Consider the following 26,184-nt stretch of genomic DNA (forward strand, 5'->3'; position numbering starts at 1 on the left):
CCGAGGCTGGTGGGTCCTCGCGGTTCGGGCGAAGTAGAGCAATGGGGCCTGCCCTTCCCCGCCCCGGCTCCGGCCATGCTTGCAGGGAACAAGGTCTGGACGGCAGGTTGATCGGGCGCTAGCGGGTCGCGATCGCCCCGGGCGCCGTGCCGGGAACGCAAGGTTGGGTCATGACGGAGGGTCTGACATGAACAAGGTGATACCGGACCCTGAGGATACGCGGGACGTCTATGAGCGCCAGGCGGCGCTTTACGATGCCGCGCGGTCGCGGGCATTGTTCGAGGCAAAGTGGCTGGCGCGCTTCACCGCAAGCCTGCCACCGGGCGGGCGCGTGCTGGACCTGGGCTGCGGCAGTGGCGAGCCGATCGCGCGGTGGTTCATCGCCGAGGGCTTCACCGTCACCGGCGTCGATTTCGCCCGCGCCATGCTGGACATCGCCCGGGGCCGCTGGCCCGAGGGCGACTGGCGCGAGGCCGACATGCGGCAGCTGGAGCTGGGCGAGACCTTTGACGGGATCATCGCCTGGGACAGCTTCTTCCACCTGCGCCCCGAGGAACAGGCCGATTGCATCGCCCGGATCGCGGCGCATCTGGAACCGGGTGGCGCGTTTCTCACCACGGTCGGTCATCGCGCCGGGTCCGAGGCGGGGACCGTGGGCAATGAGCCGGTCTATCACGCCTCGCTCTCGCCCGCCGGATATGCGCAATGCCTGGAAGAGAACGGCATGCGGCTGACCGGTTTCATGGCCCGCGATCCAGAAACACAGGATCACAGCGTGCTGATGGCCCGCAAGGACGGCTGATCCGGCTCCCGCCCTGGCCGCGCCCTGTGGCCCCCGGGGATTGCCACGCCCCTGCCCCGCCGCTAGGCCATGACCGCGCCGCGCAATCCGGCGGCGCGTGGATGACGCCCGGAGGATGCGCCCCGTGACCAAGCTCTACATCGATGCTGATGCCTGCCCGGTGAAGGCCGAGGCCGAGCGCGTGGCCACACGGCTGAAGGTCGAGATGCTGCTGGTCTGCAACGGCGGGCTGCGGCCCTCGCAGAACCCGCTGGTCAGGCTGATCATCGTCGATGAAGGCGCGGACGAGGCGGATCGATGGATTGCCGACCAGTGCGGGCCGGGCGATGTGGTGGTGACTTCGGACCTGCCGCTGGCGGACCGCTGCCTGAAGGCCGGGGCGCAGGTGCTTCAGCACAACGGCGAGGCTTTGAGCATCGCCAACATCGGCCCGCGCCTGGCGACGCGGGACCTGATGCAGGACATCCGCGCCTCAGACCCGTTCCACCAGGGCGGCGGGCGCGCGTTTTCCAAGGCGGACAGGTCGCGCTTCCTGCAGGCGCTGGACCGGGCCCTGAGCGCCGCATTGCGCGGCTGAGCGCAGGGCCGACGGTTCAGGGGCGGACGCCCGGCCGATCCGCGTCAGGGCGATCCCGGCTGTCTCGGGCCCCGCCGACACCCACGATCACAGCGGGAAGTGGCACCGCACCCGGTGTCCGCCGCCGGTGTCGAACTCCTCGGGCAGGACCGACCGGCAGATCGCCTTGGCCGCCCGGCAGCGCGGGGCAAAGCTGCACCCGGACGGCAGGGCGCGCAGATCGGGGGGCGTGCCGGGGATGGCGCCCAGCGGCTTGCCCTTCTCCTGCTCGGCCACGGTCGAGGCGAGCATCCCCTTGGTATAGTGATGTTTCGGGTCCAGCAGCACGTCGCGGACCGAGCCGTATTCGACCAGCCGGCCGGCGTACATCACCGCCACCTTGTCGGCGATCTGCGCCGCCACGCCCAGGTCATGGGTGACAAAGATCACCGACATGCCCAGCTCTTTCTGCAGCCGTCGCAGCAGCACCAGCACCTGAATCTGGACCGAGGCATCGAGCGCCGTGGTCGGTTCGTCCGCCAGCAGCAGGCTGGGGTTGCAGGACAGCGCCACCGCGATCATCGCCCGCTGGCGCAGCCCGCCCGATAGCTCGTGCGGATAGGCCTTCAGCCGCCGTTCCGGCGACGGCACGCGGACCAGTTCCAGCAGCTCCAGCGCACGTTTCATCGCGGCCTCCTGCGGGATGCCCTCGTGCAGGCGCACCGTCTCGGCGATCTGCTCGCCCACGGTATAAAGCGGGTCCAGCGCGGTCATCGGCTCCTGGAAGATCATCGACACGGTGGAGCCACGCAGCTTGCGCATCTGCCGCTCCGGGACGGACTGGATATCGTGGCCGTCGACTTCCATCGTGCCCTCGATCACCGTGCGTTTCGGCGGATGCAGCCGCATGAGCGCGCGCATCATCACCGACTTGCCCGACCCGCTTTCGCCGATCACGCACATGACTTCGCCGCGCTTGAGCTCGAAGTTGATGCCGTTGACGGCGCTGACGGATTCCTCGCGGCTGACGAAGGTGACCTTCAGATCCTCGACCCGCACCAGCGGGCCCGTGGTGGCGCCGGGGGCGGGTTTGGCGGGGGACATGTCGTTCATGGATCAGGCCTCCATCGGCGCGGGGGCGGCCGCGCTGCGCTTGAGCAGCTCCGCCTGGGTCGGCGCCTTCGAATGGCCGGAGTTCGGCTGGGCCATGAAACAGGCCGTCAGATGTTGGTCGCGCCCGGCGCGCAGGGTGTCGCCCAGCTCCGGCATCTTCGATGAACAGATCTCTTCGGCGAAGGGGCAGCGCGGGTGAAAGCGGCAGCCCGAGGGCGGGTTCACCGGGTTCGGCGGATCGCCCGCCAGCGGCGCCTGTTCGACCCGGTCGTCGGGATGCATCGACAGCTGACAGTCCAGCAGCGCCCTGGTGTAGGGATGACGCGGATCGGCATAGATCCGGTCCACCGGCCCGATCTCGACCACCTGGCCCAGGTACATGACCAGCACCCGGTCCGAGATGTAATGCACCACGTGCAGGTCATGGCTGATGAAGACATAGGTCAGGTCCAGCTGTGCCTTCAGCGCGTTGAGCAGGTTCAGAACCTGCGCCTCGACCGACTTGTCCAGAGCCGAAACGGCCTCGTCCAGGATCAGCATCCGGGGATCCAGCGCAAGCGCACGGGCGATGTTTACCCGCTGCTTCTGCCCGCCCGACAGCTCGTGCGGATAACGCGCGCCAAAAAGAGAGGGCCGCAGCCCAACCTTCTCGAGGATGTCGCGCGCGATCTCGCGCGCTTTCTTCTTCGAGATGCCCGGCTGTTTCGAGGGACCGTAGGCCACCGAATCCTCGACCGTCAGCCGGGGATTGAGCGAAGAATAGCTGTCCTGGAACACCATCTGCATCGACCGGCGCAGGTCCTGCAGGGGCATCCCCTGGTAGGTGCCCACCGAGAGACCGTCGAGGATGATCTCGCCTTCGTCCTTGTCCATCAGGTGCATCAGCAGTCGCGCCAGCGTGGACTTGCCGCAGCCGGATTCGCCCACTACGCCCAGCGTCTCTCCCTTCATGACCGAGAACGATACGCCGTCCACCGCCTTCACCTCGGCCACCTGACGGTTCAACAGGCCGGCGTGGATCGGGAAGTGCTTCTTGACGTCTCGGGCGATAAGCATCGGCTGGGCGGGGCCGCCGGTATCGCGGGGATGGGGGTCGCGGACATGGGGTTCGGGTTTCTTCGGGTGTTCCATGGCTTGGCCTTTCCGGGGGCTCAGGACTTCACGTCCATCGCGACGCGCAACCCGTCGCTGACGATGTTGAAGGCGATCGAGGTGATCAGTATGGCGATGCCGGGAATGGCGCAGACCAGCGGCTGGACCCAGATTGACTGGCGCAGGGTCGACAGCATCAGGCCCCAGTCCGGCGTTGGCGGCGAGACGCCCAGCCCGAGGAACGACAGCCCCGAGGCCAACAGGATCGAGGCCGAGACCAGCGTCGAGGCATAGACCAGCACCGGCGAGATCACGGTGATCAGCACGTGATCCTTCAGGATCGAGAAGGTCGAGGCGCCCGACGCCCGGGCGGCATCGACGAAATCCATCGTCCGCACCTGGCTCGCCGCCGTCTCCGCCACCCGGCAGAGCGGCGGGATGAAGACGATGGTCAGCGAGGCGAGCTGGTTCTGAAGTCCACCGCCCAGCGAGCCCGAGATCGCCACCGCCAGCAGGACCGACGGGAAGGCAAAGAAGACGTCCATCGTCCGCATGATGATCATGTTGACCCGGCCGCCGTAATAGCCCGCGATGATGCCGAAGAGCCCGCCGATCAGCGTGCCGAAGGCCACCGGCAGGATCCCCATCGCCAGCGAGGTGCGGCCGCCGTAGAGGATCCGGCTGAGGATATCGCGGCCCTGCTCGTCGGTGCCAAGGAGGTACTCCTTGTAGCCCACCGGTTTGAGACGGTTCGCCATCGAGCTCTTCTCGGGATCGAAGGGCGCCAGCCAAGGGGCAAACACGGCCGAAAGGACGATCAGCACGATCAGCACGAGGCAGAACAGCGTGACGTAATCGTATTTCAGCCGGTTCCAGACAGAGGCCCAATAGCCACGGACGACGGCCTGCGGCAGGTCGGCTTCCTGGTTGAGGGTGATCGGGTCGGAGGTTGCGTCGGTCATGGGTTCCTCAGCTCCGCTTGATGCGGGGATCGATGATGGACTGGGCCAGGTCGATGAGCAGGTTGATCATCACGAAGGAGGTGGCGAGCACGAGGATCGTGCCCTGCAGCACCGGCAGGTCGCGGCTGAGGATCGCCTTGTTCAGCAGGTAGCCGGTGCCGGGCCAGTTGAAGACCATCTCGACCAGGACAGACCCGCCGATCAGGTAGCCCAGCTGCAGGCCCAGCATGGCGATGATCTGCGGCATCGCGTTCTTGACCGCGTGGCGCAGCACGGCCGCCTCGCCCAGGCCCTTGGCGCGCAGGGTCTGCACGAAATCCTGGTTCAGCACCTCCTCGACCGAGGACCGGGTCGTGCGGGTCATGATCCCCAGCGGCGGCAGCGCCAGGGCGATCATGGGCATGATGGCGAATTTGAAATCCTCCCACCTCAGGTAGGAAAAATGCTCGGACCCGCTGGAGCCCATGCCGGCGGCTGGCAGCCAGTTGAGCTCCACCGCGAAGATGATGACCAGCACGACGCCCAGCCAGAAGGTCGGCACCGAGATCCCGAAGACCGCGACCGAGGTGAAGAGCTTGTCGATCCAGGTGCCGGACTTGTAGGCCGCGATCACGCCAAGGATCATCGACACGATGAAGGCCAGCGCCACCGCCAGCAGCGCCAGCGTGATCGTGTTGGCAAAGGCGCGGCCGACCTCTTCGGCCACCGGTGCGTCGACCTGGATCGACATGCCCAGGTCCCCGGTCAGCACCTTGCCAAGCCAGACGGCATACTGGATGACCAGCGGTTTATCGAGCCCGTAATAAGCGCGCAGGGCTGCCGCATCGGCTTCGCTGGCGTCGGGCGGCAGAAGCGACTGGATCGGATCGCCCGGGGCGATCTGCACCAGCAGGAAACAGATGATCGTCACGCCTAGCAGAATGGGGATGGTCAGGATGAGGCGGCGGAGCGCGTAGATCCACATGGGTCTTGCTGTCCTTTCAGGTCTGGCCGGGGCGGTCGGGCTCTGGCTGCGGCGCGGCGGGTTTTCGCCCGCCGACATGAAGAGCGTGAAAGAAACACGCCGCATATCAAATATGGAAAATGATAATACCTGAGGATTGATGCCATCTGCCCGCGTTGCGGTCAATCCCGGCTCCGCCCGCCCAAAAAGACATCATCGATAGGACGAACCCGGGGTCTGCTCCCTCCTTCCGGAACAAATTCCCTTGCCCGGCACGCGCATTTATTTGAATTTTCAAATATCGAATACCGCTCGCCAACAGCAGAAGGAGACCCCGGCATGGAGAAGACGATCAGCGAGGCGCGTACCGCCGAAATCCGGGCGCGCTATGCCATGGCGGGCATCACCCTGCCGCCCGATCTCGAATCGGGGGCCATCGGCACCGCCGACGCGCTGTTGTCGATGGGCGGCCTGCTGCACAGCCTGCGCCCCGCCGCCGACGAGCCGTCCAACATCTTTACCCTCACGCCGAGGGCCGCATCATGACCGCGCTGCACGATCTGTCCATCGCCGAGGCCGGCATCAAGCTGCGCGAAGGCGCCCTGACCTCGACCGCCCTGACTGAGGCGCTGCTGGCGCGGATCACCGAGATGGAGCCGGTGCTGAACGCCTTCATCACCGTCACGCCCGAGCGCGCGCTGGCCGATGCGAAACAGGCCGATGCCGATTTCGCCGCCGGGATCGACAAGGGCCCGATGCAGGGCATCCCGTACGGGTTGAAGGACATCTACGGCACCGCCGGGATCCGCACGACCTGCCATTCGCGCGTGCTGCTGGACAACGTGCCGGACGAGGATTGCGTGGTCGAACAGAAGTTCAAGGACGGCGGCGGTGTGCTTCTGGGCAAACTCGGCACCTTCGAATTCGCCCTCGGCGGCCCGGCCTTCGATCTGCCCTTCCCGCCAGCGCGCAACCCGTGGAACACCGATCACCAGACCGGCGGATCCTCCTCCGGTTCGGGCGCGGCGATCGCGGCCAGCTACATGCGCACGGCGATGGGGTCGGACACCGGAGGATCCATTCGCGGCCCGGCCGCCTATTGCGGCACCGTGGGGATCAAGCCCACCTATGGCCGCGTCTCGCGCCGCGGGATCTTTCCGCTCAGCTACACGCTGGATCACGCCGGGCCGCTGACCCAATCGGTTGAGGATGCCGCGCTGACGATGCAGGTGATCTCGGGCCACGATCCGCTCGATCCGGCCTCGGCCGACGTGCCGGTGCCGAATTTCTCGGAAGGGCTGGACGCCGGGGTCCAGGGGCTGCGGATCGGCTACACCCGTGCCTTCTACATCCACAACGAGATGGCCAACCCCGAGATCATCGCCGCGCTCGACAAGACCGCCGAGACGCTGGCCGGGCTGGGCGCCGACGTGGTCGAGGTCGACATGCCGTCCTGGGAGCTGTTCCAGGCCTGCGGATCCACCATCATGTCGTCCGAGGCCTATACGATCCACGAGGCCGACCTGAAGACCCGCCCCACCGCCTACGGCCGCTATGCCTACCAGCGGATCATCGCCGGCGGGCTGGTCTCGGCCTCGGATTACATCAACGCCCTGCGGCTGCGGCGGGAGCTGACGGATATCGTGAATTCCGGTCCCCTGACCGCCTGCGACGCGCTGCTGGCGCCCACCGGGCTGACCCCGGCCAACCGGCTCGACGACTTTGGCCGCGATGCCGGCCCTTGGAAGGGGATGCTGACAATGGTCTACAACGTCACCGGCAACCCGGCCCTTTCGGTGCCCATCGGTTTCTCGGCCAACGGCCTGCCGCTGGGCTGCCAGATTGTGGGTCGCCCCTTTGACGAGGTCATGTGCTTCCGCGTCGGCGCCGCGCTCGAGGCCGCCCTGGGCGTCGCAAGCAGCCGGCCGGACCTTGCACCGGCCCTGGCCGCGGAATGAGCGACATGAGCCATTATTCCGCCCTGACGGATGTCTCTGCGGCGGTGCGCCGCGGGGCGGCCAGCCCCGTCGCGCTGACCGAGGCGCTTTTAACCCGGATCGCCGAGGTGGACCCGACGCTGAACGCCTTCCTGTCGACCAGTGCCGAGACCGCCTTGCAAGAGGCGGACGAAGCGGCCACCGAGATCGCCTCGGGCCGCTGGCGCGGGCCGCTGCACGGGGTGCCCATCGCGATCAAGGATCTGTTCCACACCGCCGGGACGCCTTCGACCTTCGGCACCACGGTCTATGCCGATTTCACCGCCAACGAGGACGCCACCATCCTCCGCCGTCTCAAACAGGCCGGCGCGGTGATCGTCGGCCGGCTGCACCTGCACGAAGGGGCCTATGGCGAACACCACCCCGAACTCGGCGACGTGATGAACCCCTGGAACCACGCCTACTGGCCCGGGGGATCCTCCTCCGGCTCCGGCGCGGCCACGGCGGCGGGGCTCTGCTACGGCTCGCTTGGCACCGACACCGGCGGGTCGATCCGCTTCCCCTCGGCCGCCAATGGCGTGACGGGGCTGAAGCCCACCTGGGGCCGCACCAGCCGCAAGGGCGCTTTCCCGCTGGCCGACAGCCTCGACACGATCGGGCCGATGTGCCGCTCGGCGGCCGATGCGGCGGCCATGCTCGGCGCCTTTGCCGGGGCCGATCCCGGCGATCCCACCTGCCTGCGCGCACCGGTGCCCGACTACCTCGGCGCGCTGCGCGGCGTGGCGGGGATGCGCGGTCTGAAGCTGGGCCTCGACCCGGCGATGCTCGACGTGGCCGAACCCGAGATGCGCGCCGCGATCACCGCCGCGACCGAGGTCTTCGCCGATCTCGGCGCCGAGATCGTGCCGGTGAAGGTCCCTTCCCTCGCCCCCGCGACCGAGGCGCAGCTGGTGATCTGTGAAACCGAATGCGCCCGCTTTCACGCCCCGGCCTTTGCCGAGGCGCCCGGGGCCTTCGGCGCGGCGCTCTCCGGCGCGATCACCCGGGGGCTGGCCTATGACAGCCTGACCGTTGCCGGCGCCTATATCGAACAGGCCCGTTTCAAGGGTCGCCTTGCCCGGCTGTTCGAGGACATCGACGCCCTGATCAGCCCGGTCACACCGCTTGTCGGCTACCGCTACGACGATTTCAGCAGCTTTCTCGACAACCTGATGGACTCGCTCTCGTTCACCGCGCCCTTCAACCTGTCGGGCTCGCCCACGGTGACCTTCCCCTGCGGGATCTCACCGACCATCGGCCTGCCCATCGGCATGCAGCTGATCGGCCCGCACCTGACCGAGGACGTGCTGCTGCGCGCCGCCCATGCCTACCAGCAGGCCACCGACTGGCACCTCAAGCGGCCCATGGCCTGACCGCATTCCCAAGAACCGGAGACCCGAATGACCGATATCGCCTTCCAGCCCCTCACCCTGGTCGCCGCCCAGATCAAGAGCGGCGCCGTCTCGCCCGTCGAGGTGACCGAGGCCGTACTTGCCCAGGTCGAGAAGCTGAACCCGAAGCTCACCGCCTACTGGACCGTGACGGCCGATCTGGCCCGCGAACAGGCGAAACAGGCCGAGGCCGAAATCGCCGCGGGCCGCTATCGCGGGCCGCTGCACGGCATCCCGATGGCGGTGAAGGATTTGTGTTTCACCAAGGGGATCAAGACCACCGGCGGCATGAAGATCTACGAGGATTTCGTGCCCGATCATGACGCCACCGTGGTCGAGAACCTGCGCAATGCCGGCGCCGTGCTGATCGGCAAGCTGCACATGACCGAAGGCGCCACGCTGGAGCATCACCCGGAGTTCACCGAGCCGGTGAACCCCTGGAAGGAAGACCTCTGGACCGGTGTGTCGTCGTCGGGCTCGGGCATCGCCCCGGCCACGGGCATGGCCTATTGCACCATCGGGTCCGACACCGGCGGGTCGATCCGCTTCCCCTCGGCCTGCAACAACCTGACCGGCGTGAAACCGACCTGGGGCCGGATCTCGCGCTTCGGTATCTTCGACCTGGCGGCGACCTTCGACCACCTCGGGCCCATGGCGCGCTCGGCCGCGGACGCGGCGGCGATGCTGGAGGTTCTGGCCGGCCATGACCCGAAAGATCCGACCTCGCTGAACGAGCCGGTGCCGGATTACCTGGGCCTGCTCGACGGCGCCTTCGGGGCGCGCGGCATGACCATCGGCATTCCGAACGGCTACATCGAACCGGATGCCGATCCCGAAACCGTCGCCTGCCTGAAGGACGCGGTGGCCGAGCTGAAGAAGGTAGGCGCCAAGCCGGTGGATTGCGATTTTCCCGACGTGGACACCTTCCTCGAGAAAGCCATGTCGCTGACCATGATCGAACTGGCGGCCACCCATGCGGACACCTTCCCCAGCCAGTCGAACATGTACGGCGAATGGATCCGCGAAGGGATCGAGGCCGGAATGGCGGCAAATCCGGTGGATGTCGCCAACGGGGTGATCGAGCGCAGGAAGTTCACCGGCGCCCTGACCGACCTGCTGGACGAGATCGACATGATCGCGATCCCCGTCTTCCAGAAGGTCACACCCACCTGGGACGAGGTCCGCGCCCAGCAGGAAGGCGGCTCTCGCGCGCTGTTCCGCTTCACCTCGCCCTTCAACGCCTCCGGCGTGCCTTCGGTCACGCTGCCATGCGGCATGACGTCGGACGGCCGGCCGATCGCCTTCCAGCTGATCGGCACCTACGGGACCGAGGCCAAGCTGCTGCGCGCGGCTCATGCCTACCAGCAGGTGACGGACTGGCACACGGCGAAACCGCCTGTGCACTGAGCCCCCCGAAGACACGAAAGGCGGACCGGGGGTCATCCCGTCGGCCGCCTTTTCATTCGGATACGGGGCGAAGGCGCCTCAGCGCTCCAGCAGTTCCCGCAGCAAGGTCTTCAGCTCTGCCGCCTTTTCACCGGCCAGTACCTCTGCCAGCCGCTTCTCCTGGGCGGAACTGACACCACTCAACCTTTTGTAGAGTGCTTTGCCTTCCGCTGCGGTCAGGATCAGCACCTTGCGCCGGTCGTCGGGATCGGGGGCGCGGTAGACGAGGTTGTCGCGCACCATGCGGTCGATGATCTTGGTCAGGGTCGCCGGGTCGATCAGCGAGCGCCGCGCGATCTCGCCCATGGCGCAGGGTTCGTTTTCGGACAGAACCTCGAGAATGCGGAATTGTTCTATGGGGACACCGCCGGGGCGCAGCCGTTCTTCCAGTTCGGTCTCGATCCGCCGGTTGGCGCTTGCGATCAGGTAACTCAACTGATCGTCCAATGTCTTAGGCGCCATGACGCCCCTCCTTGCCACTATCGCATTGCGGTCGGGCGACACGAAAACTCATCGACCGTCCCTGTTTTTTTCCGGCCATCGTAGGGTCCTCGTGACAGACCCGACTAAGACGCAGCCGTTTGAATGCACGTCCGGTACCACCACAAAGATCGAATTTCAATATTGAATTTTCAAGTATTAATTTAATGTTAACGACGAAACGATCGACATGGCAACCCCGTCTGCGCGGGCGATGTGAACCGTCTTGCAGCGCCCGATCGGCTGGCCGCGCAGATGGTGCCGCGCGGCATCGCGCTGCAGCGGGCGACGGGCCAGTTCGGCCATGCGCGAGATCCCGGGATCTGCGCGGCGCCCGGCCAGCCCGGCCAGCAGGTGGATCCCCTCGTAGCAGCTGAGGCTGGTCGAGCTCACAGGCGGCGCCAGGCGGCCGAAGGCCCCGTGGTAGCGATCCAGAAACCGCATGTTTTCAGGACTTTTCCAGCCCGAGAAGTAGTTGGACACCGAATACAGATCATGCGTCGCATCCTGTCCGATCCCGCAAAGGACGTTTTCGTCCACCAGAAGGCCCAGCCGGATGACCGACCGGTCCAGCCCCGCCGCGGCGAAGGCGCGGTTGAAGCGGACGGTATCCTCGCCCACCAGCGCCTGCACCACGACGTCGGGCCGCGCCTCGCGGATCTTGCTGAACGTGGCCGAGAAATCCTCGGCCTCGAAGGGCATCAGGGCGTGGCCGACGAACTGCGCGCCTTCGTGGGCGATCAGCGACCGAGAGGTCTGCAGCCCGACGCGGGGCCAGATGTAATCGTTGCCGACAAAGAAGAACCGCTGCGCCTTGCGCTGCGCGATCAGCCAGGAGATCGCGGGCCAAAGCAGCTCGCCGTCCGTGGCGCCGATCATGATCGCGGCGCGCGGGTCGGGAAGCCCCTCGTGCTGCGAGGCATAGACGAAGGGCACCCGCCCGTTGACCCGGTTGCGGATCACGTCGCGCACGTTGGACGGGTGCTGGCCGACGATGGCATCGACCTGCAGCGTCTCAAGCACGTGATCGACCGCCTCGAGCGCGCTCTCGCGCGACAGGCCGCAATCGATGTGGAACAGCTCCAGCTGCGCGCCAAGGGCGCCACCGGCCGCGTTGACCTCTGCGGCGGCCAGCTGGGTCGAGGCATCCACCGAGGGCGTCCAAAGACCGGTTAGCCCTTTGCGCGGATGAAGAACGGCAATCTTCAACGGCAATCTCCGACAAATCAGGGCGGCCCGTGCGGGGCCGGGGTACGGGATGGGCGTCCGCCACCATGCTGCCGAGACCAGGGGCTTCCGCTGGGGGCTGGCCTGGGACGGGCGGCGGCGGGCCATCGGGACAGGCCCGATTGCAGTCAGGTTAACGGCCGCTCCAAGCCGCAGACCAAGCGCAATTTCCGGACAGTGTCCGTTTTGGCGGATAATTCCCGATCCCCCGTCGCGCCTGCGGCGAAATGCCCAAAAGCCGGGCAGAGCCCGGAAACCGCATTGAAAACCGGTCCGGTCCCGCGATCCGGCGGGCAGGCCCCTATCCGGGCTCGGCCGGGTGCCGCTTTTCCCCGGTCCGGCCGGGCCCAGGCGCCCGGCCCAGGATGCGCGCGCGTCCCGCGCTCCAGCTCAAGTCCATGCCGCGGCGCAGCGCACGTGCGTCGCGGGACACCAGCCGCAGACCGACGCCCATCCCGTGGGGCAGCGGGCTGGCCGCGCCGTAAAGCCCGGGCACCGCCGCGAGCGCGCGCGAGAGGCTGGCCGAGACCTCTGCCGCCTGTGCGTCGGCGCCGGGCCAGAGGATATAGAGCCCGGCATGGCAGGTCTCGGCCGGGGGCGGATCCGGCAGCCGCTGACGATCCAGCACCAGGGGCCGCCCGACCGGCCGGCGCAGCGTGATGTCCGACCGGTAGCGCACCGGCGCCGCTTCGGCGCCCGAGGGCCGGTGCAGGGCGAAGCTGTCGGAGATGATCGCGGCCCCGCCGGGCGCCAGCGTCAGATCAAGCCGCTGCGTCAGCGCGGCCCCGGGAAAGAGGATGCGCGGATCGGGCAGGAATTCCAGGTACCCGCCCCCGGCCACCTGAAGGTCGATCCGCTCGCTGCTGCCCGGCCCGGGATCGGCGCGGTGCACCACCGTCGCCGCCTGGGTCGAGACATGCGCCGCCGCGCCCTCGGCCACGACGATACGCTGGCTCAGCCGGTCATCCCCGGTCATCGCGCCGCTGGAGGATTGCAGGATGACCGAGCGCAGATACGGCGGATCACCGTCCAGCACGAAGCTGCCGGTCAGAACGAAGGGCCAGCGGAACCGCCGCCGGTCGATCCGCGTCTCGCCTCCGCGCCGCACGAAGGACAGGTCCAGCAGCGCCGGCGGGCGGACGGGGGGCAGCTCCATCATCTGCGGAACAGCACGCGGGTCTCGATCAGCTCCACCAGCGCGTCGATCCCGTGCCCGTGGCGGCAGTCCGTCATCAGGACGGGACGGCCGCCACGAACGGCGCAGGCCTCCTCCTCCATGCGTGCCAGGTCGACGCCCACGTGGGGCGCCAGGTCCGTCTTGTTGATCACCAGCGCGTCGGCCTTCAGAACGCCGGGGCCGCGTTTGCGCGGAATGTCGTCGCCGCCCGACACGTCGATCACGAAGATCCAGAAATCCGTCAGGTCCAGCGAGAAGGTCGAGGCCAGGTTGTCGCCGCCGCTTTCCAGCAGGATCAGCTCCACCCCCGGAAAGCGCCGTTCCAGCGCATCCGCCGCCTCGATGTTCAGGGTCGGATCCTCGCGGATGATCGTGTGCGGGCAGGCCCCGGCCTCCACCGCCGAGACGCGCTCGGGGTCGATCAGGCCGGAACGCCGCAGCCGCTCGGCATCCTCGGCGGTGACAAGGTCATTGGTGATCACCGCCAGATCCACGCCGCGCTCCAGCAGCGCCGGGATCAGCCGTTCGACCAGCGCCGTCTTGCCCGATCCCACTGGCCCGCCGATCCCGAACCTTGCGGCCGGAGCCGTGGTCGTGAGGCTCTCTCGCATATTCATCGCAACATGTACCTCCGCGACAGGGGCACCCGCGTCGCCGCCGGCGCCGTCAGCAATTGCCCGTCGGCCCGCACCTCGAAGCTTTCGGGATCGACCTCGACATGCGGCATCGCGGCGTTGCGGATCATGTGGCGCTTGGTCAGGTGACGCACCGGCTTGATCTGGATCGCCCGCTTGTCCAGCCGCAGCTTGCTCTTCACGTCCGCCTGCATGGCGATCTCGGAAAAGAAGTTCACACCCAGCTCCTGCGGCGCCTTGCCAAGCGATCCCCAGAGCGGCCGCTGCACCAGCGGCTCGGATGTCGAGAGCGAGCCGTTGCCGTCGCCCATCTTGGCCCAGGCGACGAAGCCGGACTTGATCACCATCACCGGCTTGATGCCAAAGCTTTCGCGCGGCCAGACCACAAGGTCGGCGATCTTGCCCGGTTCGATAGAGCCGATGTGATCCTCGACGCCCACGGCAATCGCCGGGTTGATCGTCAGCTTGGCGACGTAGCGTTTCACCCGCTCGTTGTCGGCGCGGGCCGTCGTCTCTTCGGGCAGGCGCCCGATCCGGTCCTTCATGACAGAGGCCAGCTGCCAGCAATTGGCGACATTCTCGGCCAGCCGCCCCATGCCCTGCGTGTCGGTCCCGAAGATCGAAATCGCGCCCATGTCGTGCAGGAAATCCTCGGCCACCATGGATTGCGCGCGCACCCGGCTGTCGCCAAAGGCCACGTCCTCGGGCGAGTTGTAATCCAGCTGGTGGGCGATCATGGTCATCGGCAGACCTTCCTCCAGCGCGTAGGGCGTGAAGGGGTTCGTGGGGTTGGTCGAGGACGGGATCACGTTCTCCCAGCTGACCACCTTCAGCAGGTCGGGCGCATGGCCGCCGCCGGCGCCTTCAACGTGGTACATGTGGATCGTACGGCCCTCGCAGGCGGCCATCGTGTCCTCGGCAAATCCGAATTCGTTGATGCTGTCGGTGTGCAGGTGGACGGCGAAGTCATGACGGTCGGCCGCGGTGAGCGATCCGTCGATGACCGAAGGCGCCGCGCCGAAATCCTCGTGGATCTTGACCGACATGCCCCCCGCCCGCACGGATTCGACCACCGAATCCGGATCCGACGACCCCCGCCCGAACAGCGCGAAGTTCAGCGGCGAATGTTCGGTCCCCTGCAGGAAGCGCGCGAAGGTCGTCGCGGCCCCGCTGCCGACCTCGAACAGCGCGCCGGGCCCGCCGCCGATCAGCGTCGTGGTGCCGCCCGCCAGCGCATGGTCCGATTGTTCGGGAGAGCCGATGTGACCGTGGCATTCGATGGCCCCGGCCGTGACGATGAACTTCTGCCCCGGCAACGGCGTGGTGGTGGAGCCGACGATCAGGTCCGGGTGCACGCCGGGCATGATGTCGGGATTGCCGGCCTTGCCGATACCGACGATCTTGCCGTCCCGGATGCCGATATCGGCCTTCACGATGCCGATCACCGCGTCGATGATCGTGGCATTCATGATGACGATGTCCAGCGCCCCGGTGGAGGACCGGGCGTGGGGCGTGATCCCCTCGCCGTCGCGAAAGCTCTTGCCGGCGCCGATCAGCAGCTCGTCACCCGGGCAGGTCAGATCCTCCTCGATCTCGATCCAGAGGCTGGTGTCGCCAAGGCGCACCATGTCGCCCTTGGTGGGGCCGTAGGTCTCGGCATAGGCGCGGCGGGTCATGGTTACCATCGTGCCGCCCTCACGCCCCGAGGTACCCGGCAGCGGCGGCGCGCGCGAGCGCGGCCTCGCGCGCGCCGTCCTGGTCGAGGGGGCCCTGCACCAGCCCGGCCTCGCCCATGACCTGGCGGTTGCCTCCGAACGCCACAAGGCGCACCGTCCTGGTCAATCCCGGTTCGAACCGCGCGCCAAGCCCTGCGGGGCGGTCCAGTTTCATGCCCCAGGCCGCGGCGCGGTCGAAGTGCAGGGCGCGGTTGGCCTCGAAGAAATGGCTGTGGCTGCGCACCTGGATGTCCCGGTCGCCGGTGTTGGTCACCTCGACCTCCACCGCGTCGCGGTCGGCGAAAAGCTCGATGATCTCGTCCGGGGTCACGATCTCGCCGGGGACCAGCTCGGCCTGCGGTTCGCCCTCGGCCGGGCCGATCGGCTCGAACAGCGCCATGGCCTTGGTGCCCTCGGCAAAGGGGCATTCGAAGTAGATCATCTTGACCATCTCGGCCACGCCCGGCTCCACATCGGCGGTGGTCAGCAGGCGGCCGGCCATGTCGCGGATATCCTCGTAGTCCATGTCGCGGCGGGCGGCGAACATGCATTCGTCGGTCAGGAAGGCGACGGCTTCGGGATAGCTGAGACGGACGCCATGCGCCTTGTTGCGCCGCGCCATCTCGGCGGCCGTGAAGATGGTGAGCCGGTCCAGTTCGGTGGGGGTCAGGTTCATTTTCGGCCTCTCGTCAGGTGGCGAACATGCGCTGTTCCCGCAAGGGCGCGCGGGCGATGGCGATGTCGCAGATGGGGGTGAAGGCGCAGGGCTCGTCCTCCGGCTCGGTGTCCAGCAGCGCCTCCAGCCGGCGGCCCGCGGCGGCCATGACGCGCTGTCCGTCCAGGTGGCCCACGGTGCCAAGGCGGACGGCGGCACTGACCAGCCCGGTGATCAGGGTCCAGCCCGACAGCAGCTCGGCCGCGCCACGGTCCAGCCCGGTGTCTCGCGCCGCGATCGCCTGGGCCGGCGCCAGGTGCCCCGGAGCGGTATCGAGACGCGCCCGATAGGGAGCGGCGAGAGCGCCACCCAGCCGCGCATGCACCCCGATCAGCGCCCGCCCCGCCCGGCGCGAGCCCGCGCGCATCTCGGCGCCAGGGGTCAGGGCCTCGGTCTCGTGGTCGATCTCCTCCAGCGCGTCGAGGTCGGCGGCAAAGGCCCGGCGCAGCAGCACCCGGTCCATCGTCGCCCAGCGATGGGCCAGCTGATCCCCGACAAAGGCCTCCAGCGGGGCACGGCCGCGCGGCAGGTATCCGTCGATCTCCATCCCCTCGACGCCCCATGAAAAGGCGAAGCCTCCGGCCGGGAAATTGCTGTCGCCGTGTTGCAGCAGCGTCAGGATCGTGCGCAGGTCAGCCATGGCGCCGCAGCTCTTCCCGCGCGTCGTCGGACAGCTCCTCGACCAGCCCGCTTTCGATCAGCTCGGTGATCCGCGCCCGGTACGCCCCGCGGTCGCCATCCAGAAGAACCTCCAGCACGGTGCCGTCAAAGCGGACCCGCCAGTGCAGGTTGCCCGCCTGCCAGCCCAGCTGCAGCGCGGCCGCGCCATCGCGGGCCTTCAGACGCCAGATCTCCTGCGCACCGAACCGCGCCACGATCGCGCGGTCCTCCTCCAGCAGCAGGACAGCCCCGTCGAACAGCGCCTGGTCGCGGTCGATCGACACCGCGCAATCGGTGCCCCGGTCGGTGGTCAGGCGGAACCGCTTGCGCCCCGCCTCGTGGGCCGGAACAAAGAGGTATTCGACCCCGTCCCGGTGTTCCAGCCGGTGCAGAGCGGCATGCAGGTCGGGCGCGTCGCTGGCCCCGATGATCCCGTGAATGCGCAGCATGCCGGGCCTCAATGGGTGTCGAAGAGCGCCTGGAAAGCGGCCACCGCCTCGGCGGTCGCGGCTCTCTCGGCCTCTGTCGGGTTGGCGGGATCGGCGGCAACGGGCAGCGAGCCCAGCTTCAGCAGGCAGGCCATCAGCAGCAGCCGCGCCTTTGTCGCCGTCAGGTTCAGCCCGGCGATGGTCAGCCCGTCGACATCGGCGAAACCCTCCATCGCCGCGCGGCCGGTCTTGACCACCGGCGCCCCGGCATAGATGGCGCGGCGCAGCATGTTCATCCGCAACTCCGAGGTCGCCATGCCATAGGGCACCAGCCCCTCGATGATGAAGCCGGCGGGCCGGCCCAGCGACATCTTGTGGCGGATGGTAAAGGCCAGCTCGGCCTCCATCGCCTCGTCGTCGCCGAACTCCTCGGCGCCATAGCCGCCGTCCTTGATGATCGCGACCGAGGGGATGGCCGAGGCCAGCAGCTGGCCGTCCTCCTTCACACTGCAGTCGATCACACTGACCTTACCGCTGTCGTCCATCTGCGCCGCCTTCACCGTGTCGGGCAGCTTCTTCAGCGTCAGCTCGGAGTTGGCGCAATACTTGTAGGCCGGCAGATAGGTGACGTAGGGCACTCCGTGGTGCGTCAGCTGGCCGATGATGCCGCCATGTCCGCCGGTCGCCACATAGCCCCCGGGCCGGGCGTCGACCTTCTGCACCTCGCGCGCGGCGAACATCTGCTGTTCCTGGATCACCACCGTGCCGCAGCGGTTGCCCCCTGCCCCGTCCTTCCAGATGCCGGACGAGATATAGCGCACGCTGTCATAGATATTCGCCGGCCCGTCGGCCGAGATCTGGCCCTGCGGCCGCTGCGCGGCATTGCAGGAGATCGGCTTGTCGGTGTCGATCAGCAGGTTGAACCAATAGGCGCTTTCCTCGACCTGCGGGCTACCCTGGGTCCAGACCAGCCCGTCATAGGCCGGGTTGTCGGCGATGGCCTGCACGTCGTTGGTGATCTTGGCCAGCATCGGGCGCGGCGGCGACATGGCCAGGTGATAGGGTTTGTAGGCATAGAAATCCTGCCCCATCGCCTCTGGCGGGATGTCGCCCTCGCCGGTGTCCGAGCGCTGCGCCCCGGGCAGGCCGTTGCGCCAGCCGCCCGGCGGCGCGGGACGGTAGAAATCCACATCCGCCAGGGCCGAGATCAGGCCCGAGGTGCCGTCCACACCCACCTGCAGCCGGTCGATCTCGTCGAACGACCGCGAGCCGTCGGGAAAGAAGCCCTGCCGCGCCTTGTCGCCGCCCGGGACGGTGCATTCCTCCTCCCAGGCAGAGCCGTCCGATTGCAGGGCCATGTAGGGCAGCGGGTAAAGGCCATCCTCGGGCGACAGCTCGATCTCGTAGACCGGGACATCGTCTTCGGATGTCTTCTCGGTCGAGAACCCGGCGGCCGACATGTAGCCGTCCGGCGGCCCGTAAAGCGCGGCCGCATCACGTTCCAGAGGATGGGCCGAGAACTGCTCGACATAGACCTTCGCCGGCGCGGCAAGCTTCTGGGCCCGCAGCGCGTCGTATTTCGGCCCCCGCAGGGGCAAGCCCGCCCGCGCCCGCGCCTTGTCCGATGTCACCAGCGGCGGCGTGTTCTGGATCGTGGCCGTGGGGCCGGCCAAATGGGCAATGCGGACGCGGGTCATTGGCGATCTATCCTTTGGGGGCGAAATGGGTCTTGGGCATCATCATGTGGACGCCCTTGTTCACGTTCACGGTCTGGGTCACATGCAGATCCCCGGCGAGCGAGCAGAGCATGTAGGCCTCGGCATGGCTCAGCCCGGCCTTGGCGCCGAGCCAGTCGATCATCTCGCGCAGGGCCATCACACTGCACTGGTCCAGGTCGGGATCCATGCCCATGGTGATGTAGTGATCCGGCGTCTCGGCGCGCGGATAGGTGAATCCCGGCTCCTCGATCAGCTCGAAGGTGAAGGTGCCCTCCAGCGCCGTCTCGATCGCGGTGATGCAGACCTCGCCGTCGCCCTGCGCGCCGTGCCCGTCCCCGCAGGAGAACATCGCCCCCTCGGTATGGACCGGCAGGTAGAGGGTCGTGCCCGTCACCAGTTCCTTGTTGTCGAGATTGCCGCCGAAGCTTTCCGGCGCGACCGAGGTCAGCTTGCCCCAGCCCGCCGGCGGCGCCAGGCCCATGACCCCGAAGAAGGGCTTCAACGGCAGCTTCAGTCCCCAGGGCATGGTCGCGGTCATCGTTTCGGCGTCGAGCGGGATGTTGTTGAGGATCACCTCGTCGTAATCGTGGGGCAGCGTGCCCTTCTTGGGGATGATCAGGTTGAACCCCCAGTCCTGGCGCAGCTTCACCTCCTCGATATGCACGGCCAGCACCATTCCGGGCTTTGCGTCCTCGACGGCCACGGGGCCGGTCAGGATATGCGGGCCGAAGGGTTTCAGCGCGCCGTGGATCTCGGCCAGCTCGGGCGGAATGTGGAATTTCGAAGGATCGGGCAGCACCTCGGCCGTGCCGGACACGGTTTCGATGGTCACGCGGTCGCCGGATTTGACGGTCAGCGCCGGCGGCACGTCGGCCGCGAAAAGCCCCCACTGGCAGGTGTCGGGCGAGGCGGTCAGATGATGGTCTGTCACGGGAAGTCAGTCCTGTTCGTCGTTGGTCGGATCGTCCGATCCTACATCCGCCCCGCGGGCTCCGCATGGGGAAGCGCGGACCGGGGGCGGTGGCGCCGGGAGGAAACTCCCCCGGCGCCCTTCTCAGGGCGCATGTCGCCCGCGATCACTTCTCGATCGTGATCGGGGTGAGATCCTGGAACCAGTTCTGCGCCTGGACAAAGCCCTTCACATGCGGCGCCAGGGCGCGCGGGTTCAGGTCATGCACGATGTAAAGCTCCATCGCCTCCTCGACCGAGATCTCGTTCATCCGGGTGAAGAGTTCCTTCTGCTTCTCCTCGTCGAAGGTGGCCACGGCCTCGGCGCCCAGCGCGTCGATCTCCTCGTTCGAATGCATGCCCCAGTTGCAGCAGTTCGGCACCTGGTACTTGGTCATCCAGCGCTTCATGATGCCCTGCACCGGGTCCAGCGGCGCCATCGAGAAGTTGATCGCGTTGAATTCGCTGTCCTTGCCGCCGCCGTAGAAGACACCGATCAGCGCGTTCCAGTCCATCGGCACCAGCTCGACCTTGAAGCCGGCGGCCTCCAGCTGTTCCTTCACCAGCTCGTTCATCGGCAGCGGCTGCATCTGTCCCGAACCGGAGGTCGAGATGCCGACCTTGATCTCGCAGGGCATGCAGCCGGCTTCTTCCAACAGCGCCTTCGCCTTTTCGGTATCGTAGTTGTAGACCACCGGGTCGCCATACCAGGGCTGGCTTTCGATCAGCGACTGGTAGGCCGGCGAGGCGACGCCCTGCAGCATCTCGACGATCTCGTCGCGGTTCACCGCGTGGTTGGCGGCCTGGCGCACCTTGATGTCGTCGAAGGGCGGCATGGATTCGTTCAGCATGTAATCCCAGTTGTGGGGATAGGGCACGGTGATGATCTGCATCCCCGACCCCTTCAGCCGCGGGATCGTGTCGGGCGACGGCGCCTCGACGAAATCAACCTGCCCCGACAGCAGCGCGGCGGCGCGGGTCGAAGCCTCGGGCATCGGGATCAGCTCGAGGAAATCGTGCTGAGGAATGCGGTCGGGGTTCCAGTAGTCTTCGTTCTTGGCCAGCGTGATGCGTTCATGCGGGACCACGCTTTCGAACTTGTAGGGACCGGTGCCGGCGACATCGTCGCGGTATTTCTCGTAGTCGTATCCCAGCTCTTCTACCTTGCAGGGCGAGATCTGGAAGAAGGTCGACACCTCGTAGGGCAGCATCGAGGCCGGGCCCGGCGTGTGGATGTAGACGGTGTAATCGTCCACCTTTTCGACGCTTTCGATGTTCACCACGCCCGAGCGCTGCATCCCGGCATGGCGGGCGTTGTACTGCGGCGAGCTGTCGTCCAGCACCCGTGCCACGTTCCAGATCAGCGCATCGGCGTTCCAGTCGCAGCCATCGTGGAACTTGACACCTTCGCGCAGGGTGAAGGTCCACTTGGTGTTGTCCTCGGGGTCGATCTCCCAGCCCGTGGCAAGCGCGGGATAGATGTCGGAGGGCTCTTCCGAGCTGGTCAGATCCCACAGCGAGAGCGCGTCGTAGAGCGTGTAGCCCAGGAACCGGTAGCCCTCGTAGCCCTGATCGGGCGCGCCGGTGTAATCGGGGATGTCGGCGGCGGTCATCGCGACACGCAAGGTGGTCTGGGCGGCGGCCGTTTCCGGCAGGGCGGCGGCGCCAAGGGACAGGCAGGCGCCCGAAACGATGGCAAGGGCCTCTCGTCTGCGTAACATTGTGGGTCTCCTTCTTGTCGGCAGCAGCTGCCGGAGCTTCGGTCCGCCGCGGGCGCGCGGGAGCGCGCGGCCATCGGCCAGCAACAGAATCTAATCTCATATCCAAAAGTTGCCATTTCAAATAAAAACGAACGGCGGTGCGCCCCCGGCCAGGGTTTGGCGAAACTGTGACTGCAAAATGATCACCGCGGCGTGAGGCCCCTCGCCCAGGCACACCGCGCGCAGCAACCCGGACCCGTCGGGGGTGTCCTCCGCCCCTGCGCCCCGGACAGGCAGGGCACCGCTTCCTCGGCCCGTTTTTGCCGACCGGAATGATTTTCCTGTCGCTCCGGTGTCATGCGGCGGCACTATCAAATCGGCCCGACTGACGTCATACTGAGCCTATCGCCAACCCAGAGGTCCTTTCCGTGCCCATCCTGCTCGACCGCCGCGCCTTCCTGGCTACAACCGCCGGGTTCATCGCGCTTCACCCGTTCTCGGCCCGCGCCCAGGCCGGCCAGGCGCATTTGCGCATCATGGAGACGACGGACATCCACGTGCATATCTATCCCTACGATTATTATGCCGACCGCCCGGTCGACACCGTCGGGCTGGCGCGCACGGCAACCCTGATCAACGGCATCCGGGCCGAGTCGGCGAACTCGATCCTGCTCGACAATGGCGACTTCCTGCAGGGCAACCCGATGGGCGATTACATCGCCTACGAGCGCGGCATGTCCGAGGGCGACGCGCATCCGATGATCACCGCGATGAACGCGCTTGGTTTCGAGGCCTCGGTTCTGGGCAACCACGAATTCAACTACGGCCTGCCCTTCCTGATGAACTCGGTCGCCGGGGCGCATTTCCCGGTGGTCTGCGCCAATGTCGCGCGCGAGACCGGCGCCACCCCGCGCGAGGACAAGACCCTCGTGCCGCCTTATGTCATCCTCGAACGGATGCTGACCGACGGCGCCGGCAAGAGCCATCGCATCCGTATCGGCATCATCGGCTTCGTGCCGCCGCAGATCATGACCTGGGACCGCCGCCATCTCGAGGGCAACGTGACCGCCCGCGACATCGTCGAAACCGCCCGCGCCTGGGTCCCGCAGATGCGCGAAGAGGGCGCGGATATCGTCATCGCGCTCAGCCATTCCGGCATCGGCGAGGCCGAGCATATCGACGGACAGGAAAATGCCTCGATCCCGCTGGCCGGGGTCGACGGCATCGACGCCGTGCTGACCGGCCATCATCACCGGGTCTTCCCCGGCCCCGATTACGCCGACACCCCCGGCGTCGATGCCGAGGCCGGCACCATCATGGGCAAGCCCGCGGTCATGGCCGGCTACTGGGGCAGCCACATGGGTCTGATCGACCTCATGCTGGAACGTGACAGCAACGGCTGGCGCATCGCCTCGCATACCTCCGAGGCGCGCCCGATCTACCGCCGCGAGGAGGACCGCTCGATCACCCCGCTGGTCGAGAGCGACGAGACCATCCTCGCCTCGGTCGAGGAGGAGCACGAGGCGACGCTGGAATATGTGCGCCGCGCCGTGGGCGAGACCGACGCGCCGCTGCACAGCTACTTCGCGCTGGTGGCCGACGATCCATCGGTCCAGATCGTGTCCAACGCCCAGACCTGGTACATCGCGCAGATGATGCAGGGCACCGAGCACGAAGGCCTGCCCGTCCTCTCCGCCGCCGCGCCCTTCAAGGCCGGCGGCCGCGGCGGGCCCGAATATTACACCGAGGTCGCACCGGGCCCCATCGCGATCAAGAATGTCGCGGATCTTTACCTGTATCCCAACACGGTGCGCGCGGTGCGCATCACCGGGGCGCAGGTCAAGGAATGGCTCGAACGATCCGCCGGGATGTTCAACCAGATCACGCCGGGCGAGACGGACCAGGTTCTGCTGAACCCCGATTTTCCGTCCTACAATTTCGACGTGATCGACGGGGTCGAGTACCAGATCGACCTGTCGCAACCCGCGCGCTACGACAAGTCCGGCGCCGTGGTGGCCCCCGACGCGCACCGGATCGTCAACCTCACCTTCAACGGCGCGCCCATCGACCCGGCGCAGGAATTCATCGTGGCCACCAACAACTATCGTGCCGGCGGCGGCGGAAACTTCCCCGGGGCCAACCCCTCGACGGTGGTTTTCGAAGGCCCGGACACCAACCGCGACGTGATCGTGCGCTACATCGTCGAACAGGGCACCGTGAGCCCTTCGGCAGACGCCAACTGGACCTTCGCCCCGATGGAGGGCACCACGGTCCTCTTCGACACCGGCCCCGCGGCAGAGGCCTACATGGACGCCGTCGACGGCGTGTCGATCGAAGCGGCGGGCGACGGCCCGGACGGCTTCGCGCGCTACCGTATCCGCCTCTGACGGGGCCTGGCATCACGGCCATCAAGCTGCAGGATCACCGCTCCGCTTGTGGGCGGTGATCGCCGCGGCCCGGTCACATAGCTCAGCTGGGATACTCCAACCCGGCCCGGTCCAGCCCGTCCATGAGCTTGTCCACCAGCTCCTGCTCCATGCCCCGCGCCCGGAACGGCTGGCTCGGATCGCGCGCGTAATCCGGTTTCAGCTCAAGCACCCGGTCCAGTGTCTGGCCGGCCATCTCGTCGTCCCCGTTCATCGCATAAGCCGCCGCAAGCGCCGCCTGCACCATGTAGTTGCCCGGAACGTTCACGTTCTGCGCATGGTCGATGGAGGCCGCGTAATCGCCTTCGAGATAGGCGTGCAGCTGCCAGATGAAATCCCACCAGGACTGGTGCTTGGGGTTCAGCATCTTGGCGCGGGTCACCCAGTCCTTCCCGGTTTCCCATTGCCCGGCATAGGCCATCCAGGTCCCGAGGTCGGCCAGCACGAAGGAATCGTTGGGGTTCAGCTCCACCGCCTTGCGGGCATAATTCGCGAAGACCTCGGGCGGATCGCCGACCATCTGGCTGCGGATCGCCAGCGCGTAATAGGCATCCGGATTCGACGGATCGAGGTCGAGCGCCCTTTGTGCGGCCGCCTGGCTGTCCTCGGCCCAGCTTTCCTGCGTGTCGATCGCGTATTTCTTGGATTCGATATGAGAGAACGCCAGCCGCGACCAGGCCAGCGAATAGCTGGGGTCGAGTTCGACCGCGCGAAAAAGGCAGTCGCGCGCCCGGCGGTGCCGGTCCGGGGCGAAGGTTTCGTAGAACCAGTAGGACAGAAGCACGCATTCATAGGCGCTCAGGTCGTGGGGGGCCTCGGCCTCTATCGCCCGGGCCAGTTTCGCGTCGAAGATCGGCGCGTCGGCCGAGCCGATTTCGGCCACAACACGCCGGGCGACGCCGATCTGCACCTCCAGCACGCTTTCGGCCGTCAGGTCGCGTTCGAACGGCCCCGGGGCGTTCAGCTGCCTGCAGTCGCGCGCATCGGTGCAGGATGTCGTCACCCGAAGGGTATCGCCCGCGCGTTGCACCGTGCCGGTCAGTATGAAATCCGCGTCCAGCTCCCTTCGGATCGTCGGGCAGTCGGCATCGGCGAATTGCCGGGTCGAACTGGGCGACAGGACGAAGAGATTGGAGAATTTCGACAGGAAGGCGTTGATGTCCCGGCTGAGACCTTCGGCAAAGAAGGCCTCGCCTTCCGACACACCCAGTTCGTCGAACGGTATCACGGCAATGCGCGGGCCCGTCGGCATGCCGTCATCCCGCGTCATCAACAGGTAGCCCCAGCCCAGCAGGCCCACGACGATCATCGCGGCGGCAAGGCCCATGGGCCAGTAGCTTTGCAGCCGGCGCCTGCGATAGTCGCGCGCAGCATCGGCGGGCCAGCAATACAGGTCCAGCCGGCGCGAGATGTTCTTGACGCTGTGCTTGCCGATGGGGGCGAAGGTCTCGTCGACCTTGCCGACGATCTGATCGGCCACGACGCTGGTGATCAGGATACCGCCCCGGGGCGCCAGCGGCTCCAGCCGCGCCGCGATGTTGAGCCCGTCGCCCAGCAGCGTGTCGGCCTCCTCCGAGACATCGCCGAAATGGACGCCGATCCGCAGGTCGAACGTGTCCTCCCCGGTTTCGGCTATCCGTCTCTGAACGGCGCCGGCGGCCCTGACAGCATCGGCGGCAGTCGGGAATTCGGCAATGGCGCTGTCGCCGGCAGAGGAGAAGATGGCGCCGTGGTGCCGCGCGACGGCGTCGTCTATGATCGCCCGCGTCCTGGAGAATGCGGCCAGGGCGCTGGCCTCATCCCTTTCCATCCTTGCGCTGTAGCCGACGGCATCGGCGACCATAAAGCCTGCGAGCCTTCGTGGCATGCCCCCCTCCGCCAAAACCTGCGGGTCGAGTATGACTCACAGGGCACAATCCCCCAAGCCCGATGTGTTGCGGCTCATGCTGCCTTGGGCCGCAGGTGTCCGGGAAATGGCCTCACGCCCAACGAATACCTCTGCAAAGTCCGGTCTTCAGAACCGAGCGAATTCAACGTCGACCCGATCCACCAGATGTCGGGGCCGAACACCTTG

Annotated in this window: 23 protein-coding genes; 7 read left to right on the forward strand and 16 right to left on the reverse strand. The window is 67.1% G+C overall.

The features are described 5' to 3' along the window. The first annotated feature begins 187 nt into the window (after positions 1 to 187). The gene (locus ATO3_RS20195) at positions 188 to 802 is read left to right on the forward strand and encodes a class I SAM-dependent DNA methyltransferase (protein WP_088651715.1); all 615 of its coding nucleotides are present in this window, start codon (positions 188 to 190) and stop codon (positions 800 to 802) included. Between the two features lie 124 nt (positions 803 to 926). Next, on the forward strand, positions 927 to 1,379 hold the full coding sequence (locus ATO3_RS20200) for a YaiI/YqxD family protein (protein WP_088651753.1): 453 nt from the start codon (positions 927 to 929) through the stop codon (positions 1,377 to 1,379). 87 nt (positions 1,380 to 1,466) lie between these two features. Here the strand turns inward: ATO3_RS20200 and ATO3_RS20205 are convergent, their stop codons facing one another. Genes ATO3_RS20205 through ATO3_RS20220 form a run of 4 tightly spaced genes read right to left on the reverse strand, consistent with a single transcriptional unit; the run spans position 1,467 to position 5,489 of the window. Further along, positions 1,467 to 2,471 (reverse strand): ABC transporter ATP-binding protein, encoded by a 1,005-nt coding sequence (locus tag ATO3_RS20205; protein ID WP_233152232.1) that lies wholly within the window; start codon positions 2,469 to 2,471, stop codon positions 1,467 to 1,469. Positions 2,472 to 2,474: 3 nt separating this feature from the next. Further along, positions 2,475 to 3,602 (reverse strand): ABC transporter ATP-binding protein, encoded by a 1,128-nt coding sequence (locus ATO3_RS20210; RefSeq protein ID WP_088651716.1) that lies wholly within the window; start codon positions 3,600 to 3,602, stop codon positions 2,475 to 2,477. A gap of 20 nt (positions 3,603 to 3,622) precedes the next feature. Then, entirely contained in the window at positions 3,623 to 4,525 is a 903-nt protein-coding gene (locus ATO3_RS20215; RefSeq protein WP_088651717.1) for an ABC transporter permease, read from the reverse strand. A gap of 7 nt (positions 4,526 to 4,532) precedes the next feature. Next, positions 4,533 to 5,489 (reverse strand): ABC transporter permease, encoded by a 957-nt coding sequence (locus ATO3_RS20220; protein WP_088651718.1) that lies wholly within the window; start codon positions 5,487 to 5,489, stop codon positions 4,533 to 4,535. Between the two features lie 318 nt (positions 5,490 to 5,807). Between ATO3_RS20220 and ATO3_RS20225 the strand changes: the two genes are divergently transcribed. From ATO3_RS20225 to ATO3_RS20240, 4 genes are read left to right on the forward strand one after another with little or no spacing between them, the layout of a single operon-like run. After that, complete coding sequence (locus ATO3_RS20225) at positions 5,808 to 6,014, forward strand: hypothetical protein (protein WP_088651719.1); 207 nt, start codon at positions 5,808 to 5,810, stop codon at positions 6,012 to 6,014. After that, a complete protein-coding gene (locus tag ATO3_RS20230; protein WP_088651720.1) occupies positions 6,011 to 7,426 on the forward strand; it encodes an amidase in 1,416 nt (471 codons plus the stop codon). Before ATO3_RS20225 ends, ATO3_RS20230 begins: the two co-directional genes overlap by 4 nt. Positions 7,427 to 7,431: 5 nt before the next feature. After that, positions 7,432 to 8,817, forward strand: coding sequence for an amidase (locus tag ATO3_RS20235; protein ID WP_158218026.1), 1,386 nt, complete (start codon positions 7,432 to 7,434; stop codon positions 8,815 to 8,817). Positions 8,818 to 8,844: 27 nt separating this feature from the next. Further along, on the forward strand, positions 8,845 to 10,242 hold the full coding sequence (locus ATO3_RS20240; protein ID WP_088651722.1) for an amidase: 1,398 nt from the start codon (positions 8,845 to 8,847) through the stop codon (positions 10,240 to 10,242). A 78-nt stretch (positions 10,243 to 10,320) separates the two neighbouring features. On the opposite strand, the gene ATO3_RS20245 is transcribed toward ATO3_RS20240, so the two are convergent. From ATO3_RS20245 to ATO3_RS20295, 11 genes are all read right to left on the reverse strand, one after another. Beyond that, positions 10,321 to 10,743: a MarR family winged helix-turn-helix transcriptional regulator gene (locus tag ATO3_RS20245; RefSeq protein ID WP_088651723.1), complete on the reverse strand. Its 423-nt coding sequence runs from the start codon at positions 10,741 to 10,743 to the stop codon at positions 10,321 to 10,323. A 177-nt stretch (positions 10,744 to 10,920) separates the two neighbouring features. Further along, complete coding sequence (locus ATO3_RS20250; RefSeq protein WP_158218027.1) at positions 10,921 to 11,970, reverse strand: substrate-binding domain-containing protein; 1,050 nt, start codon at positions 11,968 to 11,970, stop codon at positions 10,921 to 10,923. A gap of 319 nt (positions 11,971 to 12,289) precedes the next feature. Further along, positions 12,290 to 13,147: an urease accessory protein UreD gene (locus ATO3_RS20255; protein WP_088651725.1), complete on the reverse strand. Its 858-nt coding sequence runs from the start codon at positions 13,145 to 13,147 to the stop codon at positions 12,290 to 12,292. Continuing rightward, the gene (gene ureG, locus ATO3_RS20260) at positions 13,144 to 13,782 is read right to left on the reverse strand and encodes an urease accessory protein UreG (RefSeq protein WP_088651726.1); all 639 of its coding nucleotides are present in this window, start codon (positions 13,780 to 13,782) and stop codon (positions 13,144 to 13,146) included. The genes ATO3_RS20255 and ureG overlap by 4 nt, the downstream gene beginning before the upstream one ends. Then, positions 13,779 to 15,485: an urease subunit alpha gene (gene ureC, locus ATO3_RS20265; RefSeq protein WP_088651727.1), complete on the reverse strand. Its 1,707-nt coding sequence runs from the start codon at positions 15,483 to 15,485 to the stop codon at positions 13,779 to 13,781. The genes ureG and ureC overlap by 4 nt, the downstream gene beginning before the upstream one ends. A 10-nt stretch (positions 15,486 to 15,495) precedes the next feature. After that, on the reverse strand, positions 15,496 to 16,191 hold the full coding sequence (gene ureB / locus ATO3_RS20270) for an urease subunit beta (RefSeq protein ID WP_088651728.1): 696 nt from the start codon (positions 16,189 to 16,191) through the stop codon (positions 15,496 to 15,498). A 13-nt stretch (positions 16,192 to 16,204) separates the two neighbouring features. Continuing rightward, complete coding sequence (locus ATO3_RS20275; RefSeq protein ID WP_088651729.1) at positions 16,205 to 16,870, reverse strand: urease accessory protein UreF; 666 nt, start codon at positions 16,868 to 16,870, stop codon at positions 16,205 to 16,207. After that, a complete protein-coding gene (ureE, locus tag ATO3_RS20280; RefSeq protein WP_088651730.1) occupies positions 16,863 to 17,339 on the reverse strand; it encodes an urease accessory protein UreE in 477 nt (158 codons plus the stop codon). The genes ATO3_RS20275 and ureE overlap by 8 nt, the downstream gene beginning before the upstream one ends. A gap of 8 nt (positions 17,340 to 17,347) precedes the next feature. Beyond that, complete coding sequence (locus tag ATO3_RS20285; RefSeq protein WP_088651731.1) at positions 17,348 to 19,015, reverse strand: asparaginase domain-containing protein; 1,668 nt, start codon at positions 19,013 to 19,015, stop codon at positions 17,348 to 17,350. A gap of 7 nt (positions 19,016 to 19,022) precedes the next feature. Beyond that, positions 19,023 to 19,967 (reverse strand): acetamidase/formamidase family protein, encoded by a 945-nt coding sequence (locus tag ATO3_RS20290; RefSeq protein ID WP_088651732.1) that lies wholly within the window; start codon positions 19,965 to 19,967, stop codon positions 19,023 to 19,025. Positions 19,968 to 20,112: 145 nt separating this feature from the next. Then, complete coding sequence (locus ATO3_RS20295) at positions 20,113 to 21,705, reverse strand: ABC transporter substrate-binding protein (RefSeq protein WP_088651733.1); 1,593 nt, start codon at positions 21,703 to 21,705, stop codon at positions 20,113 to 20,115. Positions 21,706 to 22,112: 407 nt separating this feature from the next. Here ATO3_RS20295 and ATO3_RS20300 point away from each other — a divergent pair, with 407 nt between their 5' ends. Beyond that, a complete protein-coding gene (locus ATO3_RS20300) occupies positions 22,113 to 24,071 on the forward strand; it encodes a bifunctional 2',3'-cyclic-nucleotide 2'-phosphodiesterase/3'-nucleotidase (RefSeq protein WP_088651734.1) in 1,959 nt (652 codons plus the stop codon). An 82-nt stretch (positions 24,072 to 24,153) separates the two neighbouring features. Here ATO3_RS20300 and ATO3_RS20305 read toward each other — a convergent pair whose 3' ends face one another. Then, positions 24,154 to 25,977: an adenylate/guanylate cyclase domain-containing protein gene (locus tag ATO3_RS20305; protein ID WP_143747314.1), complete on the reverse strand. Its 1,824-nt coding sequence runs from the start codon at positions 25,975 to 25,977 to the stop codon at positions 24,154 to 24,156. Between the last annotated feature and the right edge of the window lie 207 nt (positions 25,978 to 26,184).

Source organism: Marinibacterium profundimaris (assembly GCF_002210095.1).
Lineage (GTDB): Bacteria > Pseudomonadota > Alphaproteobacteria > Rhodobacterales > Rhodobacteraceae > Marinibacterium > Marinibacterium profundimaris.